Source organism: Rhizobium sp. GR12 (genome assembly GCF_036596185.1).
In the GTDB taxonomy this organism is placed as follows: Bacteria; Pseudomonadota; Alphaproteobacteria; order Rhizobiales; family Rhizobiaceae; genus Agrobacterium; species Agrobacterium nepotum.
This window is the reverse complement of the sequence record NZ_JASXTH010000001.1, coordinates 18,993-36,025: the sequence shown is the minus strand read 5'-3', so window position 1 is coordinate 36,025 and position 17,033 is coordinate 18,993. Positions and strand designations below refer to the sequence as shown.

Sequence of the window (17,033 nt, the reverse complement as noted above, 5' to 3'; positions counted from 1 at the left end):
CGCGGGCTGAAGGCAATTACAGAAAGACTGTTACATCTCGCACATCTTTCCAAAATGAAAGACGGTAAAAGCCATGTTGGAAAAACAAACCGCAAATTGCCACTATCAGGGCATTCGCGCTATTTCGAAAGCGCCATTCGCTTGTCGAAAGCCAGCATAAGCGCCTTCAGTTCCGGTTCGTTAACCCGCGCGGCCGCCTCTTCGGGGCTGACCCATTCCAGCCGCCGGGACTCTTTTTCCGGAAAGCTGTCCTGCAACTCCGCCACTTCGAGCAGATGCACCTGAACCTTGCACAGCACATTGATGCCGCTGTTCAGCTTTTTCTCATATTCATAAAATCCGAAGGGGGCCTTATCTACCCTGCCTTTGACGCCGGCTTCCTCATAGGCTTCCTGTTCGGCCACCGCATGGGCCTTCTTGTTGGCCATGGGCCAGCCTTTGGGAATGACCCAGCGTCCGGTATCCCTGCTTGTCAGCAACAGGACTTCCGGTTCCGGATGTTTTTTGGAAAATCGATAGCACAGCGCTGCATATTGCTGTCGCGGCGGTCTGCGCAACATCAAGCCAACATCTGTCGCCAATCGATTCAAAATCTTCAATCCGAATAAGTCCTTATTATTGGTCAGCCATAGTTGCTAATATAGACATCCCGCATGCTGCGCCAATCCCCCATTGCCCTTAACCCACTACTGTCTTCACGCTGATGAAGCCTGTGGGGCAAAAATGGAGGCGGCAGTTTTGCGAACGGGAATTTCATCCGGGTGGTTCCCCAGACAAGCAGCTGATTGCGGCAATACCGCATCTGTCTGCTTTCACGTTGTCCGGAGTGCTAAACCGCTATCAATCGGTGTCGGAATTGCGTTGACCGGGATGCAGTCCCAGTCCCCAATGCCGGAGACCTTCGATTACACCGTTTGCTTCCGTCGCGCTCGAGAGGAAAAAACGGCTGTCTTGATCCGCCAGCGAGACAAGCTCCGGCAGGGCATTACCCACGATCACGCCGCGAACGCCGTTCAATTCGAACATTGCCCGGTCATTGCCAGTATCGCCCGCCACGACTGATTCGTCGAGGCCGATACGCAGTTGTCCACATAACCATGCCAATGCCGCGCCCTTGTCGGCGGCCTTCGGCAATATATCGAGGTCACGATTGCTGGAATAAACGATCCGCGCATCGATATCCGCCGCCACAAGTGCGGTTTCGATCTCGCCGAGCGTCTTTTCCTCCGCGTCATGCAGGAACCAGCTGGATTTGAGGCCATGCTGGTATCGTTCCGCCTGCATGGTCACGCCCGGCAGGCCGGCCATGACATCCGCGATCTTTTGCCGGTCGAAACCCGTGCCGAGCGAATGCGTATAGGCGCTTTCCAGCTCGCTTCGCTCCCTGGCGTGCAGCATGGTGCCGACGCCGCCAATGATATAGTCAGGCCGGGGCAGGGGCACCTCTTCGATGAGCGCAAGCTGATCGTCGATCAGCCTGCCGCTGTTGAAGACGAGGACCGGACGAAGATCGTCCGGCAGCGATTGCCAGAAATCGCGGAACCGGCGCGTGGCGTCATTGTCGCCGACGACGGTTCCGTCGAGATCGGTGGAGAAAAGGCGAAGCGGTCTCAATCGCCGTCGTTCCATGGTTCGGCCCAGTCGGATTCTTCCAGAACCGGCATCATCGTCCTGCCTTCCACCAGCGCCAGCAATTGCTGGGCGATACCCGTCCAGGTGAAGAGGCTGCGCGCCTTATGCGCGCCCATGCGGGAAAGCCGTCCGTAGAGCCGTTCATGCTTGAACGGCTTCATCATGGTGATGCCGAGATCTTCCTTGTCGAAGGGATCGGCAAACAGCGCGTGGCGGCCATAACTGACGGCGCGGAACAGCCCGCCATGGATCGTCACGACGGTCGGCGTGCCGCTGGCCATGGCCTCGATCGCGGTCATGCCGAAGGGTTCGTAACGGCTTGAAAGCACGAAAAGATCGGCTGCCCGATAGATATCAGGCAAATCCTCGTCCTCGACATAACCGGAGAACGCCACCTTGTCTTCCAGATCGAGCGATTTGACCCGCTCTTTCAGCTGGTTGAGGATGGTCGTTTCCTGCTCGTCCATATTCTCGCCACCGACGGCCAGATGCAGCCTGGCTTCCGGTTCCCGCTGCGCCAGCACGGAAAATCCGTCGATCAGCAGGTCGTAACCCTTGTTGGTGGCAAGGCGTCCAAGCGCCAGCACCGTCTTGCCTTCAAAGCCGAAACGCTGCCGGATCATCTGCCGCGTCGCATCGGAGACGGGGAAGAAGCGGTTGTCGTCGTAACCCGGCGGGATCATGTGGATATGCTTGCGTTTCAGACCATAATCCTCGATCAGAACGTCAAGCTGCACCGGGGTCGTGGCGATCACCATGTCGCAGCTGCGATAGATGATGAGTTCGTGCTGGATGCGTTCCCTGAAATTGAACTCCAGTTCGAACGTATCGGCCTTTTCCGGATAGTCGGTCTCCATCTGGCGTTTTTTCCAGAGGCCGAGCGAATGCGGTGTGTGCAGATGCGGGATTTTCAGCGCTTCGGAAAGCCGCTGTCCGGCCACGCCTGCATCCCAGTAATGGCTGTTGATGAAGGAGTAGTTGAGGTCGTTTTTCTTGATGAAGCGCAATGCGTTTTCGCACCATTCCATCAGGTGGCGGTGCAGATATTCCTTGGGAATGAAATCGCGGCCGCCGCAGGGAATGCGCACCACACGGACGCGCTCGTCAACTTCGTCGAATTCCGGCTGGTCTTCGAAGCGGCGGGTATAGAGATCGACAGTGTAACCGAGCTGGCCGAGTTTGCGTGCAAGCTCAAGCACATAAACCACCTGTCCCCCGGTGTCTGCCGCGCCGAGTGGCGGGTGCGCGGCGACATAGCCATGCGTCGATATGAGAGCTATCCGCGGATAACGTTCAGTTTCGCTCGTGGTTGTCATGGGTCCCATCTTGGTAAATTTTTCCAATTAACCCGATAAAAAGACCGAAACGGACAAAAGGTTCCATAAAAATGTGAATAAAAGCGACTGCGTATTTCGTCTGGCGACGGTTTAGGCGTTTCGCTGCTGTTGCCGCAGACGTGAAATACGGTCCCATTCCTGAGCCTGATGCGCCTTCGATGTGGTGTCGACGATGAAGTCGATATGGGCTTCCGCCGCCGCCCTTGCCGCCGCCGCATCACCGCCCGCAATGGCGTCGTGGATGGCGATATGCTGTCTCAGCACCTCGTCATGTGCGCCCGCCACGGTGAAGATGAGATGGCGGTTATAGAAGATGTCGTCACTCAGGAGCCGGTAGCAGGACCGCAATGTGTGCATCAGCACGATATTATGCGCCGCCTCGCCAATGGCGTTGTGAAATTCCACATCACCCGTCAGCTCGTCCTCGAAATGGCCCGCCTCATGGGCGAGACGCATTTTTTCGACGATGGCCGCGAGGTTGCGCCTGTCCGGTTCGGTCGCGCGCTGTGCCGCAAGCTCGGCGGCCATGCCCTCGATATAACGGCGATATTCGAGATAATCCCGCGTCGCCCGGCTGTGGCGGGTGATCAGTGCACTCAAGGGGTCGGAAAAGACCGGGCCGACAATATCGGCGACATAGGTGCCGCCGCCATGCCTGCTGGTGAGAAGGCCGCGCGTTTCGAGTTCCTTCAACGCTTCCCGCAGGATCGGCCGCGAAACATCGAGCCGTTGCGCCAGTTCCCGCTCGCCGGGCAGCCGGTCGCCGTCGCGCAATATGCCATCGAGGATCAGCTCCTCGAAACGTAAGATCACCTCCTGCGATGTGCGGCTGTGCTCTATTCGGGCGAATAGTGTTTCGTCCATCGCAACATTCTCCGGCGAAATCCCGCCCCGTATTCGATGGGGCAAATTATCAGCGAAGCATCGCACTGGTCAAATATTCTGTCCAGTTCTGCCGCAAGCTTTGCGCCAAGCCTGCGGCAACACGGCATCTGCCTTTTTAAACTGGCTTTTGTTAAAGCTGCACCCGGACAGGGTGGTGATGGCGGTTTTTTTGCCGTCAGGTGCATCAAAACAATTACATTGGCCTCGATTGCGGTGTCATCATCGCGATGGATGCTCTAGAAAACCGGCGAAGCAGGCGGGGACGATATCGCAATGGCCAAGGGTAGATTTGCTTTCGCAAGCGCGCCGGAAAGGTCGCTGGCTCTCGGCGAGGTTCATGCGCGCCCGACAGTGCTTTTGGCCCCGTCGCGCATCATCGTCCAGCTTGCTTTCATGATGGATGGCGGCTCGGCCGTGCATCACTCGGTCATTGCGGAAATGTCGCGCAGCCGTGGCGTTGCGCCGCCGGAACGCGATGCCCGCCATCACGCCATGCCCTGGGGGCAGGGCACGCTGCGCTGGGAGCGGCATACCGAATTCTCGACCTGGTTCTGGGACGGCCCCGCGCCGGAAAAATTCGGTGGCGACATTGTCGGCGACCCCTTCGGCGACGGCTTTTCGCCGCCCGGCTCGCTGATCTCAGGTGTGCGGCTGGAAATCCGTCCCGAAAGCGGAACGCTCGCCAATGCGGAAACCATGTTCGAACCGACGAGCCTCTGTCACAGCGACGTGCGCGATGGTCAGGCGACGATCCTCACCGATTTCCGGCAGGATCGCGATGGGCTGACGCAGATATTGGTGATTGACCGGGGCTTGAGCGATTATAGCCGCGGCGCGCTGGTGCAGCGGCTGCTGGATATCGAGACCTATCGAACGCTCGCCATGCTCGGCCTGCCGATGGCGCAGACGCTGTCGCCGGAAATCCGCCGCATCGAGGACGGTCTGACCGGAATTACGCAGCGCATGAAGAACGGCGCGCGCGACGAGGCCGATGCGCTTCTGGCGGAGATGACCCGGCTTGCGGCGGAACTGGAAGCCAACGCCGCGCTCAGCCTCTACCGTTTCGGCGCGAGCCGCGCCTATGACGGCATCGTGCGTGAGCGCATCCGTGCGCTTGCGGAAACGCCGGTTCAGGGGCACGAGACCATGGGTAGCTTTCTGGAGAGGCGATTGGCGCCGGCCATGCGCACCTGCCAGTCCGTCGAGGAGAGACAGGCCAACCTGTCGCGCAAGCTCTATCGCGCCACGGCTCTTGTCAGAAGCTGGATCGACGTGGAGCTGGAGCGGCAGAACACGGTGCTCCTGAACACCATGAACAAGCGCGCCGCCATGCAGCTTCGCCTGCAGCAGACGGTGGAAGGGCTGTCGGTGGCCGCCATCTCCTATTATGTCGTCGGCCTTATCGGTTATCTCACCAAGGCGATCAGCCACGACGTGCTGCCGGTCGATCCCGCCGTCGTCACCGGTCTCTCCGTCCCCTTCGCCGTGCTCGGCGTCTGGTGGGTGGTGCGCCGCGTCCGTCGCTCCCATGTCGAGGGTGGCCACTGACAAACCGACCACTGGCAGACCGGGCCTTCAGCCCTCTTCCCAATAGGGTGACGGCCCATAAAGCCCGGCCAGATAGTCAATGAACAGCCGCACTTTCGCGGGCAAAAACTGCCGGCTCGGATAGACCGCAGAAAGCGTGACGTTTCGCGATCCTTCATAGGCGGGCAGAACCTGCACTAGCCGACCGGCGCGCAATTCGTGGCCGATATCCCAGGTGGAGCGCAGCGCGATCCCTAGCCCTGATATCACCGCCTCGCGGATCACCTCGCTGGAATTGGTGACCAACATGCCTTCCGGGCGGATGCTGAGCGCGCCGCCCGGTCCTTCCAGCCGCCAGATATCGTTGTTGTGGGCCGGCAGGCAGCGGTGCTTCTTCAGGTCCTCGATCGACGCCGGCATGCCGTGGGCGGCCACATAGTCCGACGAGGCGCAGAGCACCCGACGAACCGGCGCCAGACGGCGGGCGACGAGGCTGGAGGAATTGAGATCGGCGATACGGATCGCCAGATCGTAGCCGCCTTCGATAATATCGATGAATTCATCGCTGAGCACCAGATTGACCGACAGGTCCGGGTGCCGCTCCATGAATGTCTTCAAATGCGGCGCGATATGCATGCGCCCGAAGGAGGTGGGGGCGGAGACTTTCAGCGTGCCGTTGACGGTATTGGCCCGGCCGGACACGAAATCCTCGGCGTCCTCCAGCCCTTCCAGCACGGCAAGCACCCGCTCGTAAAAGCCCTGGCCTGCTTCCGTCAGCGAAATTCGCCTTGTGGTGCGCTGGAAAAGCCGTGCGCCAAGCTTTTCTTCCAGCCGCTTGATGCGCTTGGAAATGACGGCGGGCGAAAAGCCAAGCTCCTTGGCGGCCAGCGACATGCTGCCGGAGGCGGCAACGCATGCGAAGACTTCCAGATCGCCCAGATTTGTCACAGTTGCCTCCCGATTGTTTCCGTAATGGAAAAAATCCATAACATTTGATTGCGCTCCTTCAAAGTGGTAAAGAAACAATACCACTTGGCAAGATGTGCATGGAGGATGAGGGCGGTGACGCAGCCGATCAAGTTTCTGGAGCCGCGTGCGGCGGTTTTATCAAGCCGTGACCGCATCATATCCGATCTGAAGGATATTCTTCCGGAGGACTGTCTCGTGCACGAGCCGCGTGAGCTTGTGCCTTTCGAGACCGATGCTTTCGTTTCCTACCGCCGCCTGCCGCTGGCCGTCGCCTTGCCGAAGACGACCGAGCAGGTCGCAGCGGTGCTGAAATATTGTCACCGTTACGGCATTCCGGTCGTGCCGCGTGGTGCTGGCACCTCGCTTTCCGGCGGTGCGATACCACAGGAAGATGCGGTGGTGATCGGCCTTTCGAAGATGTCCTCGATCCTCGAACTCGATTTTTACAATCGCACGGCAAGGGTACAGGCGGGCGTCACCAATCTCTCCATTTCCGACGCAGCCGGTGCGGAAGGCTTTTTTTATGCGCCGGACCCAAGCTCGCAGCTTGCCTGCACCATCGGCGGCAATATCGGCATGAATTCCGGCGGTGCGCATTGCCTGAAATACGGCGTCACCACCAATAATCTGCTCGGCGTGAAAATGGTGCTGGTTGACGGCACGGTGCTGGAGCTGGGCGGCAAACATCTCGACGCCGCCGGGTACGATCTGCTCGCCCTCGTCTGCGGCTCGGAAGGCCAGCTCGGCATCGTCACCGAAGCGACGGTGCGGCTGATCGCCAAGCCGGAAGGCGCGCGCCCGGTGCTGTTCGGGTTCGAAACCTCTGAAAGTGCGGGCTCCTGCGTGGCCGATATCATCGGTGCGGGCATCATACCCGTCGCCATCGAATTCATGGACAAGCCGGCAATCGAGATTTGCGAGGCCTTCGCCAAGGCCGGATATCCGCTGGATGTCGGCGCGCTTTTGATCGTCGAGGTCGAAGGCTCCGATGCGGAAATGGACGCCATGCTGGCCGATATCGTCGCTATCGCGAAAAAACACGGCGTAAAGACGGTGAGGGAATGCCAGTCGGCCATGGAGGCGGCGGCGATCTGGAAAGGTCGCAAATCCGCTTTCGGCGCGACGGGGCGTATCGCCGATTATATCTGCATGGACGGCACGGTGCCGCTCTCTCAGCTTTCTTACGTGCTGAAAAAGACGAGTGAGATCACCGACCGGCTCGGCCTGCGTGTCGCCAATGTTTTTCATGCGGGCGATGGCAACATGCACCCTCTCATCCTGTTCAACGCTAACGACCCGGACGACGCCGCCCGCGCCGAAGAGGCGGGCAACGAGATATTGAAGCTCTGCGTCGATGCCGGCGGCTGCCTCACCGGCGAACACGGTGTCGGCATCGAAAAACGCGACCTGATGCGGCATCAATTTGGCGAGGCCGATCTTGCACAGCAGATGGCGGTGCGCGCTGCTTTTGATGAGGACTGGTTGATGAACCCTTCTAAGGTGTTCCCGTTGGAGGGACGGGTATGATGGGTGTGAATTATATGACGTCGGCAGAGGGGGGGATCTCTTGCTCGGAGGGGTATATCGCACACTCGGAGCGCGCTCCCTCTCGCTCAAAGGCTGCCACTCCATGCTGACGCCCTACGCAGAAACCCAAGCCGCCGACATCATCCGCGACCACGCGGCCCGAAAGACCCCGCTGAAAATCTTCGGCGGCAATAGCCGCGCCGGTTTCGGCAACGCGGTGGCGGCAGAAACCATCCTCACCTCCCGCGCCATCACCGGCATCGTTTCCTACGTCCCTGCCGAAATGGTCATGACCGTAAAGGCCGGAACACCGCTCGCCATCGTTGAAGCCGCCCTTGCCGAAAACCGCCAGATGATGGCCTTCGAGCCGATGGATCACCGCCCGATCATGGGAACTAAAGGCGAGCCGACCGTTGGCGGCGTTTTCGCCGCCAACGTCTCCGGCCCGCGCCGTTTTGTGGCGGGTGCTGCGCGCGACAGCCTGCTCGGCATCCGTTTCGTCAACGGTCAGGGAGAGATCATCAAGGCTGGCGGCCGGGTGATGAAGAATGTCACCGGGCTTGATCTCTCGAAGCTTCTGGCGGGTTCACACGGCACGCTCGGTTTCCTCACCGAAGTGACCTTCCGCGTGCTGCCGAAACCGCCTTCGGAGAAAACGATTGTCGTCTCCGGTCTGGATGACGAGGCGCCGACGCGGATCATGGCGGCGGCGATGGCGATGAGCGTCGAGGTTTCCGGCGCCGCACATCTGCCGGAAAGCGTTCGCGCCCATTTCATCGATGGCGCTCTGCCGGAAGGTCCGGCGACAATCCTGCGGCTGGAAGGTCTCGGGGCTTCTGTCGAGGCGCGCGCGGCCAAACTCCTCTCCGTCATGGATCGGGTCGGGCCGTGGACGCTGCTGGAAGGCGAGGAAAGTGCTGTTTTATGGCGGCAGGTGCGGGATGTCGCGCCCTATGCGGGGCAAGACGCCAAACCGCTCTGGAAAGTCTCCGTTGCACCGACTGAAGGCCACAAGCTGGTTTCCGCCCTGCGCATGGAAGCGGGCGTCGATGCCTTTTACGACTGGCAGGGCGGCCTCGTCTGGATGCAGATGGAGGCCGACCCGGAGGCGGAATTGCTGCGCGGCGCCATCCGGGCGCTCGGCGGCGGGCATGCCACTTTGATGCGGGCGAGTGACGCAATACGCGCCACCGTGCCGGCATTCGAACCACGCCCGGCGGCGGAGGCCATATTGTCTGCGCGCATCAGGGAAAAGCTCGATCCGGCGGGCATCTTCAATCCTGGCAAGATGGCCAGAACGATAGAGAGGGCCGTCTGAACCATGCAAACATCCTTCACGCCCGAACAGCTGGCCGATCCGCATGTGGCGGAATCCGAAAAGATCCTGCGCAAATGTGTGCATTGCGGCTTCTGCACCGCCACCTGTCCCACCTATGTCACGCTCGGCAACGAGCTGGACAGCCCACGCGGCCGCATCTACCTCATCAAGGACATGCTGGAAAACAGCCGCCCGGCGGACCGCGAAGTCGTCACCCATATCGACCGCTGCCTGTCGTGCCTCGCCTGCACCACCACCTGTCCTTCCGGCGTGGATTACATGCATCTGGTCGATCACGCCCGCGCCCATATCGAACAGACCTATAAGCGCCCTCTTATGGATCGCCTGATCCGCAATCTTCTGGCGGCGGTTCTGCCCTATCCCGGTCGCTTCCGGCTGGCCTTGCATCTGGCAAGGATCGCGCGACCTTTCGCCGGGCTGCTTGCGAAGTTTCCGGCGCTGAAACCGCTGCAATCCATGCTCGATCTCGCGCCCGCTGCCATCCCTGCCGCCTCCACGTCCTCCCGCCCGGGTGAACGGGCGGCGGAAGGCCAAAAGCGTGGTCGCGTCGCGATCCTTACCGGCTGCGCCCAGCCGGTGCTCGACCCTGGTATCAATGAGGCGACGCTCCGTCTTCTGGCGCGGCTCGGTGTCGAGGTTGTCGTGCCGAAAGGCGAAGGCTGCTGCGGATCGCTCGTGCATCACATGGGCCGGGAGGCGGAGGCGCTGGCCGCCGCCCGCCGCAATGTCGATGTATGGACCCGGGAGATGGAGAGTGGCGGTCTTGACGCCGTCATCATCACGGCCTCCGGCTGCGGCACCACGATCAAGGATTACGGCCATATGCTGCGGCTCGACCCGGCCTATGCGGAAAAAGCCGCGCGGGTATCGGCGCTCGCGAAGGACATCACCGAATATCTCGCCACGCTCGATCTGCCACAACAGGAAAGCCGGGGTTTGACGGTCGCCTATCATTCCGCCTGCTCCATGCAGCATGGCCAGAAGATCACGATGGCGCCGAAACAATTGCTGAAGGCGGCGGGTTTCACCGTGCGCGATCCGGCGGAAGGGCACCTCTGCTGCGGGTCGGCCGGAACCTACAACATCATGCAGCCGGAGATTTCCGGAAAACTGAAGGCGCGCAAGGTCAAGAACATCGAGGCGACGAGGGCGGATGTCATCGCCACCGGCAATATCGGCTGCATCACGCAGATCGCCACCGGCACGCAAATGCCGATCCTGCACACGGTGGAGCTGCTGGACTGGGCTTATGGTGGACCGCCACCAAAAAAAATCGCAGGTGTTACGTCACGTCATTGATATCCGAGCCCTCTAAATAAACATTCGGGATTGGCTTGAAGGCGTTTGCAATGACGGAAAAGTCGCGTTGGTTAAGCGAGGTGCGGGGCCGCTTTTTTCGCTCGGTGGCGGCTGACAGATTGGACAGCGTGCTCACTCCCAACCCGGAAAGCGCCGGGCGTTACCATCGTCCCGGTCAGCCCACTCTCTATATGAGCCCTTTCGCGGAATGGTCGATCATGGCGATTTCCGGTTACATGCGGGAGGATCAGCGTCCACGGTTTCTGGTCCCGGTTATGGTCGGACCGGCCATGGTGGTCGACCAGCGTGACGAGCAGGCATGTGAAGCATTGGGAATCGATCGCTCCCTATCCAGCAAATCGTGGCGTGATGCGCTTCTTGCCGGAGAGGAGCCGCCATCGTGGAAAAACGCCGACCTGGCAAGGACAACAGGGGCCGACGGCTTGATCGATTGCTCGCGTATGATCGCCGGCGGATGGCATCTCAACCTGTTCCGCTGGAACCATCGTGGTGGCCCGCAGGTGGAGGTTTGCGGCGAACCGGTCGAAATCCGGCTTTCGCAGAACGGGGCCAAATGGGGCCTTTGAACGCGTGCCGGATTTCAGGGGTGTGGGAAGCCCGGGTTCCGATGCTTCAGAACTTGTAGGCGACGCCGAAATTCACTGCATTGGTCATGATATCGGTCTTGAGCTTGCCGCCATTGTCGATATCCACGTCGATAAAGGAATAGGTGCCCTTATATTCCACGAAGGTCGACCAGTTGTCGGTGATGCGGTAGCTGAGGCCGGCCTGTGCCTGCAGGGTTGCGCCGCCGAGTTGGTATTCGAAGGTTTTACCCGAAGGGCGGGTCACTTCCACATGCGGCACGTTGATGCCGATGCCCGCGCCGACATAGGGCGTCACTGGCCATGTCTCCAGCGGGAAGCGGTAGAGCGCGTTCAGCGTCAAGAGGTTCAGGCCATCGGTGAATTCGAAATGCGACCAGCCGGAGCGGGCAAGCGTCTGATCGTCGGCATAGACCTTGTCATGTGTGAAATCGAGCGAGAGGCCGAAATTGTTGAGTTGGCCTTCCTCGAACCAGTAGGTGCCGCGCACCCCCCAATAGGGCGGGCTGGAAAACGACTTGCCTTCCCACCCGGCCCGGAAGTCCGGCCCGTCCGAAACCGTCACGTCGCTGTGTGGCGCGCTCTGCCAGCCGCCGTAACCGGAAATTTCAAATTCTCCCGCCATGGCGGTTGAGAGGGAAATGCTGCTGAACAACAGGGCGCAGAGAAATGAGGCGTGGCGCGGCATGGGGAGAATCCAGATTGACATCTGAAATGCACCAAACCGTTTTTCGGTAACATTTGAATGACAGAAACGAAAAACGGGCGGTCGTTTGACCACCCGTTTCAAGGCCGTTCCATCATCCCCCTGAGAGAGGTCCGGCGCCTGGCGTCCCCCGCCAAGTCTCGTCAATCAATCTAGCAACGATTGTATCGCCCCGGGACAACAATTCAAGCGCGATGCGCAGCCACGCCGACCAGGAGCCAGCGTATTACCGGCACCGTTGCCGTCATATCACAATGACTGTCGTTCCGACGTTTACGCGCTCGTAAAGATCGGTGACATCCTCGTTGCGCATGCGGATGCAGCCGGATGAATTGTTGCTGCCGATCGTCCAGGGCTGGTTGGTGCCGTGGATGCGATAAAGCGTGGAGCCGAGATACATGGCGCGGGCACCCATCGGATTGGCGGGACCGCCCTCCATGAAGGCCGGAAGGTAATGCCCCTTCGTCGCTTCGCGGCTGATCATCTCCTTCGGCGGGGTCCAGCTTGGCCATTCCGCCTTGCGGGTCACCTTGTGCGTTCCGGCCCATTCGAAACCGGGCTTGCCGACGCCGACGCCGTAACGCCGCGCCTTGCCATCCGCCATAACGAGGTAGAGGAAGCGGTTGGGCGTGTCGATGACGATCGTGCCGGGTTGTTGAGTGGTCTGATAGCTCACGATCTGGGGCAGGAACTGTGGGGCGATCTGCCTGCGCACCGGCGCGTTCGGACGAACGGCGGCGTTCTGCACCCGTGCCGGGCGCTGCGAGGTGACGCCGGAGCTGGGACGTTGCGGCATCGCGGCCTGGCGCTGCTGAAAAAACGGCTGGCGTGCAGCAGGTGCGCGTGGATAAACCACAGGCCGCACATTGCCGCGTCCACCGAGCTGTGTAACCCAGGGGGCGGAAAGGTCCGGGCTGACGACGACCGGCGGGCGCTCGCGGTAACGCTCACCGGCTGCGGCGGCCGGGGCGGCGAGGGTGGAAACGAGGCTCAGCGCCAGAAAAACGGACTTCATCGTCATCGGGTGGACTCTCTCTGCGGGATGTCGCAACAATAGCAATCGCGGGATCATTCACCCGCCTTGCCGGACACGTTCGCACCTTGACGCAAGTGAATCGTAAATGGCTGTTCATTAAAAAGCGCTTCATTAGCGCAACCTGCATTTAGGGTTAGCGCCCGGTTTTGAAACGTGGTGAATGAGTGGTAAGTGCCGGGCCGCGCCGGTGATTTGCAGGAGCGGAAAAGGGTTGTTGCGGAATGAACGAAGCGGGACTTGAAACGGGCGCGGATGGCCGCGTGCGGTGTTTCTGGCAGCAGGGGCTGGAGGACTACAGCCGTTACCACGATGAGGAATGGGGTTATCCCGTCACCGACGATCGCCGCCTGTTCGAAAAGATCTGTCTGGAAGGGTTTCAGTCGGGCCTGTCCTGGCTGACTGTTCTGCGCAAGCGCGAGGCGTTCCGCCTTGCCTTCGCCAATTTCGAGTTCGAAAAAGTGGCGGAGTTCGGGGAAGCCGAGATAGAGCGCTGCGTTGCGGACAAGGGCATTATCCGTCATCGCGGCAAGATCGTTTCAACGATCAACAATGCTCGCCGCGCCCTGGAGCTGCGGCACGAATTCGGTTCTCTCGCCCGTTATTTCTGGAGTTTCGAGCCCGCCGCCGTAGAAAGGCCGCAAAAGCTGGACTATGCGACGTTAAGGGCCAACCCCACCAGCGCCGCGTCCATTCGTCTTTCCAAGGATTTGAAGAAACGCGGCTGGAGCTTCGTCGGCCCGACGACCGTCTATGCATTCATGCAGGCCATGGGTATGGTCAACGATCATATCGAAGGTTGTCATTGCCGCCAGCCGATAGAGGCCATGCGGCGGGAGTTTGTACGTCCATGAAGGTAACGTCCCTTCTTCTGGCTCTTACCATGGCCGTGGCGGCCGTGCCGCATCAATCCTTCGCGGAAAGCCGCAATGTCGACGGCATCTGGCTGGATGACGGCGAGAGGCTTAAGGAAGTCGGCCTGCCGCCGGCCGGGCCGCTGAAGCTCGATGGCTGGACGCGGCGCGGGCGCGGCGATGTCTACCGCCTGAAGGTCAAGGCCGGACAGACGATGAAGGTCGAGCTTGCCTCCTCCAGCGAATTCGTACTGATGGCGATCTTCGATTTTTCGACGCCGAATGAGGATGCTATCTTCTTCAGCGATTCCGAAGGTAAGACGGCGACGCTGACGCCGAAGACGGATACGGAATGGCTGATCCGTCCGACACTTATTTTGGGATCACCGCGCCGCGGGCTGGGCGCGCATTATATCCTGACGGTCAGCACCGGAAAATAACACCCAGCGTATCTTCAGGCCGTCTGCGTCAACGCGATCAGACCGAAGCTCAAAATTCCAAGCAGCACGAGCGAGAGGCTGGCGGCGACGATGACCTTGCCGCCGGCATGGCGAAGGCTGCGAATATCGACCGAGAGACCAAGTGCCGCCATCGACATGATGGTGAGGATGTTGGAGAGCGAGGCGACGGGGGCGAGCAAAGCTTCGGGAATGAGCCCGAAGGACCGGGCCATGATCATCAGCACGAAGCAGATGATGAACCATGGCACCATCTGCTGTAGCTTCAGGCGTTGCGTGCCGGACTGACCGTGGATGACGGAAAGGGCGGCGATGACCGGCCCCAGCATCAGGACGCGGATGAGCTTGACGATTGTGCCGGTCTGCACTGCGACTGCGCCGAGCGGCGCGGTGGCGGCCAGCACCTGCGGCACCGCATAGACCGTCAGGCCCGCAAAGATGCCATATTGAGTGGCGTCGAGACCGAGAAGCTGCGGCAGGAACGGCATCAGCAAAACGGCGACGACACCAAGGACTGCCGTGAAAGCGATCGAGGCGGCGACATCTTCCGGCTTGGCACCGATGGCGGGTGCAGCCGCCGCGATGGCGGAATTGCCGCAGATGGAATTGCCGCAGGCAATCAGCGTCGCGAGTTTCGGCGGCAATCCCAGCATTCGCCCGGCAGCATAGCTGACGATCAGCGACAGCGCGACGATCACCGCAATACCACCGATCAGCAGGCCGCCGGCACCTTTCAGGATGGCAAGGCTCAAGGATGCGCCGAGAAGCGCCACCGCGATCTCAAGCAACGTCTTGGCGCTGAACTTGATACCGGCCGAAGCGACCGCCGGCAGCGACACCAGCGAACGGACAAACGTGCCGATCAGAATGGCAAGCACGAGATCACCAAGCCATGCGTGCCCCGCAAACCGCACCTGAAAACGCTCCGCCAGAATGGCCGCGCAGCTGACCGCCGCGCAGAGCAGAATGCCCGGCAGAAGCGAGGTGAACCAGCGCAGGGAAAACTGAAAGGGGTGGGTGAGAGTGCGATGCTGTGCCATGGCCAGACAATGCCGTAGCGACATGTTTTATTCTATCAAATAATATGGCATATATTATTCGATAAAATCGAACGGAATGCCATGACCTTCGAACAGTTGCGCATCTTCATCGCCGTCGCCGAACGCGAGCATCTGACCAGGGCCGCGCAGGCGATCGGTCTGACCGCCTCGGCCGTCAGTTCCGCCATCAAGAATCTCGAGGCCTTTTATAATGTCGAGCTTTTTCATCGCGTCGGCCGCAATATCGAGCTGACCGAAAGCGGGCGGGTATTTCTGGGGGAAGCGAAGGCGACGCTGGCGCGCGTCAGAAGTGCGGAACTTATCCTGTCGGAGATGGGCGCCCTGACGCGCGGCGAAATCACCGTTTGCGCCAGCCAGACGATAGCAAGCTATTGGTTGCCGCCGATCCTGATGCAATTCAAGAAGCTCTATCCGGGCGTCACGGTGAAGCTCGATATCGGCAATACGAAAACGGTAACGCAGGCCGTGCTCGACGGCCTGGCGGAGGTCGGTTTCATCGAAGGCAGGATAGACGAACCCGCGCTGATGGTGCAGCCCGTGGTATCCGACAAGCTTCTGGTCGTCACCGGTTCGGCCCATCCTTTCGCCGATGGCCGTTATCTGACTGCTCTCGATATGCTTTACGGAACATCCTGGGTTTTGCGCGAGCAGGGCTCCGGCACCCGTTCCGCCTTCGAGGCGGCGGTGCGGCAGATGGGCGTCGATCCGGCCGATCTTTCTGTCATGCTGGAACTGCCCTCCAACGAGGCGGTGGTGATGGCGGCGCGCTCGGGCGGTGCCGCGACGGCAGTCTCCGCCTCCGTCGCGTCCCTCTTCCTGCGGCAGGGATTGCTGGTCCGCTCAGGCATCGATCTGCCCGCCCGTAACTTCGCCCTGTTGCGTCACAAGGAACGGCACACCAGCCGCGCGGCGATGGAACTGGAGCGTCTCAGCCGCGCCGCCTCGGAGGATTACAAGGCCGGTCTCGCCGGCTTGTAGGCCCGAAAGCGGTCCGGCATCGTCTGGCTGACTGCGTTGGCAGCAGGGACGATCACGTCAATTCACGGGCAACGACGTGATGAACGATGCGATAATCCCTGCTTTCTTCCCCAAACGGGGCAAGCGGCCATTCCCACGCGGCGGCGGGCGCAGAAATACCGACGCCATGCAGCAAGTCCTCGTGCTGGTGTACGCTGCCGTCCTTGCCGATGACATCGAAGGATGTGTCCGTCACGAGGCACACCTTGCAGGGAAGGGCGGCCAGCGCGTCCAGATGGGTCTGAACGAGCCTCGGCAAACGCTCATCCGGCGCGGCTGCAATTTTCTCCCGTTCCAGTCGATGCCGCGCGCCGGTGCCGATCTGCGACAGGAGATTGGCCGAGACGACGAAATCGAGATAGGGCACCCGCCGCAGGAACTCGAGCGGCTCCGGTTCTTTCCCGGCGACGACATCGTCGAAACCGGAGAGGTCGCGGTGGGCAATGCGCACATTCTTTTTGGAATTGAAGCGCAGCTTGGCCTGCACGCTGGCAAGGTGCACCAGATCGACCAAGACGACTGTGTCGAACATCGCCACCAGCGCGCCATAGGGCACGTCGCGCAGCAGGCCCGACCCCAGCACCACCGCCGTTCGTTTCTGTTTCAGCTTTCTCGCTGATTGCAGCACGAATTGCCGGCTGTTGTTCTCATGTTCCGCCCACGCCATGGCGCAGCGGTTGGCGCGCGCCCAGAGGTTCACGGAATAGCGGATATGCGGCCGGAAAGGCTTCGGCGTCACCGCCTGCGTGGCGGCATATTGCAGGGCTTCGAGGATCATGGATGC

General features: G+C 60.6%; 17 protein-coding genes. 8 read left to right on the top strand and 9 right to left on the bottom strand.

The window, feature by feature from the left end:
• Positions 1-119: 119 nt before the first annotated feature.
• From QSK43_RS00175 to QSK43_RS00160, 4 genes are all read right to left on the bottom strand, one after another.
• Positions 120-560: an NUDIX hydrolase gene (locus QSK43_RS00175; protein WP_045024098.1), complete on the bottom strand. Its 441-nt coding sequence runs from the start codon at positions 558-560 to the stop codon at positions 120-122.
• A 280-nt stretch (positions 561-840) separates the two neighbouring features.
• Positions 841-1,614: an HAD family hydrolase gene (locus QSK43_RS00170; protein WP_332301886.1), complete on the bottom strand. Its 774-nt coding sequence runs from the start codon at positions 1,612-1,614 to the stop codon at positions 841-843.
• The gene (locus tag QSK43_RS00165; RefSeq protein WP_162484817.1) at positions 1,611-2,957 is read right to left on the bottom strand and encodes a glycosyltransferase family 4 protein; all 1,347 of its coding nucleotides are present in this window, start codon (positions 2,955-2,957) and stop codon (positions 1,611-1,613) included. The genes QSK43_RS00170 and QSK43_RS00165 overlap by 4 nt, the downstream gene beginning before the upstream one ends.
• A gap of 102 nt (positions 2,958-3,059) precedes the next feature.
• Entirely contained in the window at positions 3,060-3,833 is a 774-nt protein-coding gene (locus QSK43_RS00160; RefSeq protein WP_332301885.1) for a FadR/GntR family transcriptional regulator, read from the bottom strand.
• 294 nt (positions 3,834-4,127) lie between these two features.
• On the opposite strand from QSK43_RS00160, the gene QSK43_RS00155 reads away from it, so the two are divergent.
• On the top strand, positions 4,128-5,402 hold the full coding sequence (locus tag QSK43_RS00155; RefSeq protein ID WP_332301884.1) for a DUF3422 family protein: 1,275 nt from the start codon (positions 4,128-4,130) through the stop codon (positions 5,400-5,402).
• A 27-nt stretch (positions 5,403-5,429) separates the two neighbouring features.
• Here QSK43_RS00155 and QSK43_RS00150 read toward each other — a convergent pair whose 3' ends face one another.
• Positions 5,430-6,329 carry a LysR family transcriptional regulator gene (locus QSK43_RS00150; RefSeq protein WP_332301883.1) on the bottom strand — a complete coding sequence of 300 codons (900 nt, stop codon included), beginning with the start codon at positions 6,327-6,329 and terminating at the stop codon, positions 5,430-5,432.
• 105 nt (positions 6,330-6,434) lie between these two features.
• Here QSK43_RS00150 and QSK43_RS00145 point away from each other — a divergent pair, with 105 nt between their 5' ends.
• The 4 genes from QSK43_RS00145 (at position 6,435) to QSK43_RS00130 (ending at position 11,102) form a co-directional block, all read left to right on the top strand.
• Entirely contained in the window at positions 6,435-7,877 is a 1,443-nt protein-coding gene (locus QSK43_RS00145) for an FAD-linked oxidase C-terminal domain-containing protein (protein WP_442967757.1), read from the top strand.
• A 103-nt stretch (positions 7,878-7,980) separates the two neighbouring features.
• Positions 7,981-9,195, top strand: coding sequence for a glycolate oxidase subunit GlcE (gene glcE / locus QSK43_RS00140; protein WP_332301881.1), 1,215 nt, complete (start codon positions 7,981-7,983; stop codon positions 9,193-9,195).
• 3 nt (positions 9,196-9,198) lie between these two features.
• Positions 9,199-10,515 (top strand): glycolate oxidase subunit GlcF, encoded by a 1,317-nt coding sequence (glcF, locus tag QSK43_RS00135; protein ID WP_332301880.1) that lies wholly within the window; start codon positions 9,199-9,201, stop codon positions 10,513-10,515.
• Positions 10,516-10,565: 50 nt separating this feature from the next.
• Positions 10,566-11,102, top strand: coding sequence for an RES domain-containing protein (locus tag QSK43_RS00130; protein WP_332301879.1), 537 nt, complete (start codon positions 10,566-10,568; stop codon positions 11,100-11,102).
• A gap of 46 nt (positions 11,103-11,148) precedes the next feature.
• On the opposite strand, the gene QSK43_RS00125 is transcribed toward QSK43_RS00130, so the two are convergent.
• Positions 11,149-11,808: an outer membrane beta-barrel protein gene (locus QSK43_RS00125; RefSeq protein ID WP_045024129.1), complete on the bottom strand. Its 660-nt coding sequence runs from the start codon at positions 11,806-11,808 to the stop codon at positions 11,149-11,151.
• Between the two features lie 262 nt (positions 11,809-12,070).
• Complete coding sequence (locus QSK43_RS00120; RefSeq protein ID WP_332301878.1) at positions 12,071-12,847, bottom strand: L,D-transpeptidase; 777 nt, start codon at positions 12,845-12,847, stop codon at positions 12,071-12,073.
• 236 nt (positions 12,848-13,083) lie between these two features.
• Here QSK43_RS00120 and QSK43_RS00115 point away from each other — a divergent pair, with 236 nt between their 5' ends.
• Both QSK43_RS00115 and QSK43_RS00110 read left to right on the top strand, forming a co-directional pair.
• The gene (locus QSK43_RS00115) at positions 13,084-13,713 is read left to right on the top strand and encodes a DNA-3-methyladenine glycosylase I (protein ID WP_045024082.1); all 630 of its coding nucleotides are present in this window, start codon (positions 13,084-13,086) and stop codon (positions 13,711-13,713) included.
• The gene (locus QSK43_RS00110) at positions 13,710-14,153 is read left to right on the top strand and encodes a hypothetical protein (RefSeq protein WP_332301877.1); all 444 of its coding nucleotides are present in this window, start codon (positions 13,710-13,712) and stop codon (positions 14,151-14,153) included. The genes QSK43_RS00115 and QSK43_RS00110 overlap by 4 nt, the downstream gene beginning before the upstream one ends.
• A gap of 14 nt (positions 14,154-14,167) precedes the next feature.
• Here QSK43_RS00110 and QSK43_RS00105 read toward each other — a convergent pair whose 3' ends face one another.
• Positions 14,168-15,211: a YeiH family protein gene (locus QSK43_RS00105; RefSeq protein WP_332301876.1), complete on the bottom strand. Its 1,044-nt coding sequence runs from the start codon at positions 15,209-15,211 to the stop codon at positions 14,168-14,170.
• 81 nt (positions 15,212-15,292) lie between these two features.
• On the opposite strand from QSK43_RS00105, the gene QSK43_RS00100 reads away from it, so the two are divergent.
• Positions 15,293-16,210, top strand: coding sequence for a LysR substrate-binding domain-containing protein (locus QSK43_RS00100; protein ID WP_332301875.1), 918 nt, complete (start codon positions 15,293-15,295; stop codon positions 16,208-16,210).
• A 52-nt stretch (positions 16,211-16,262) separates the two neighbouring features.
• On the opposite strand, the gene QSK43_RS00095 is transcribed toward QSK43_RS00100, so the two are convergent.
• Entirely contained in the window at positions 16,263-17,027 is a 765-nt protein-coding gene (locus QSK43_RS00095; RefSeq protein WP_332301874.1) for a hypothetical protein, read from the bottom strand.
• Positions 17,028-17,033 lie beyond the last annotated feature (6 nt).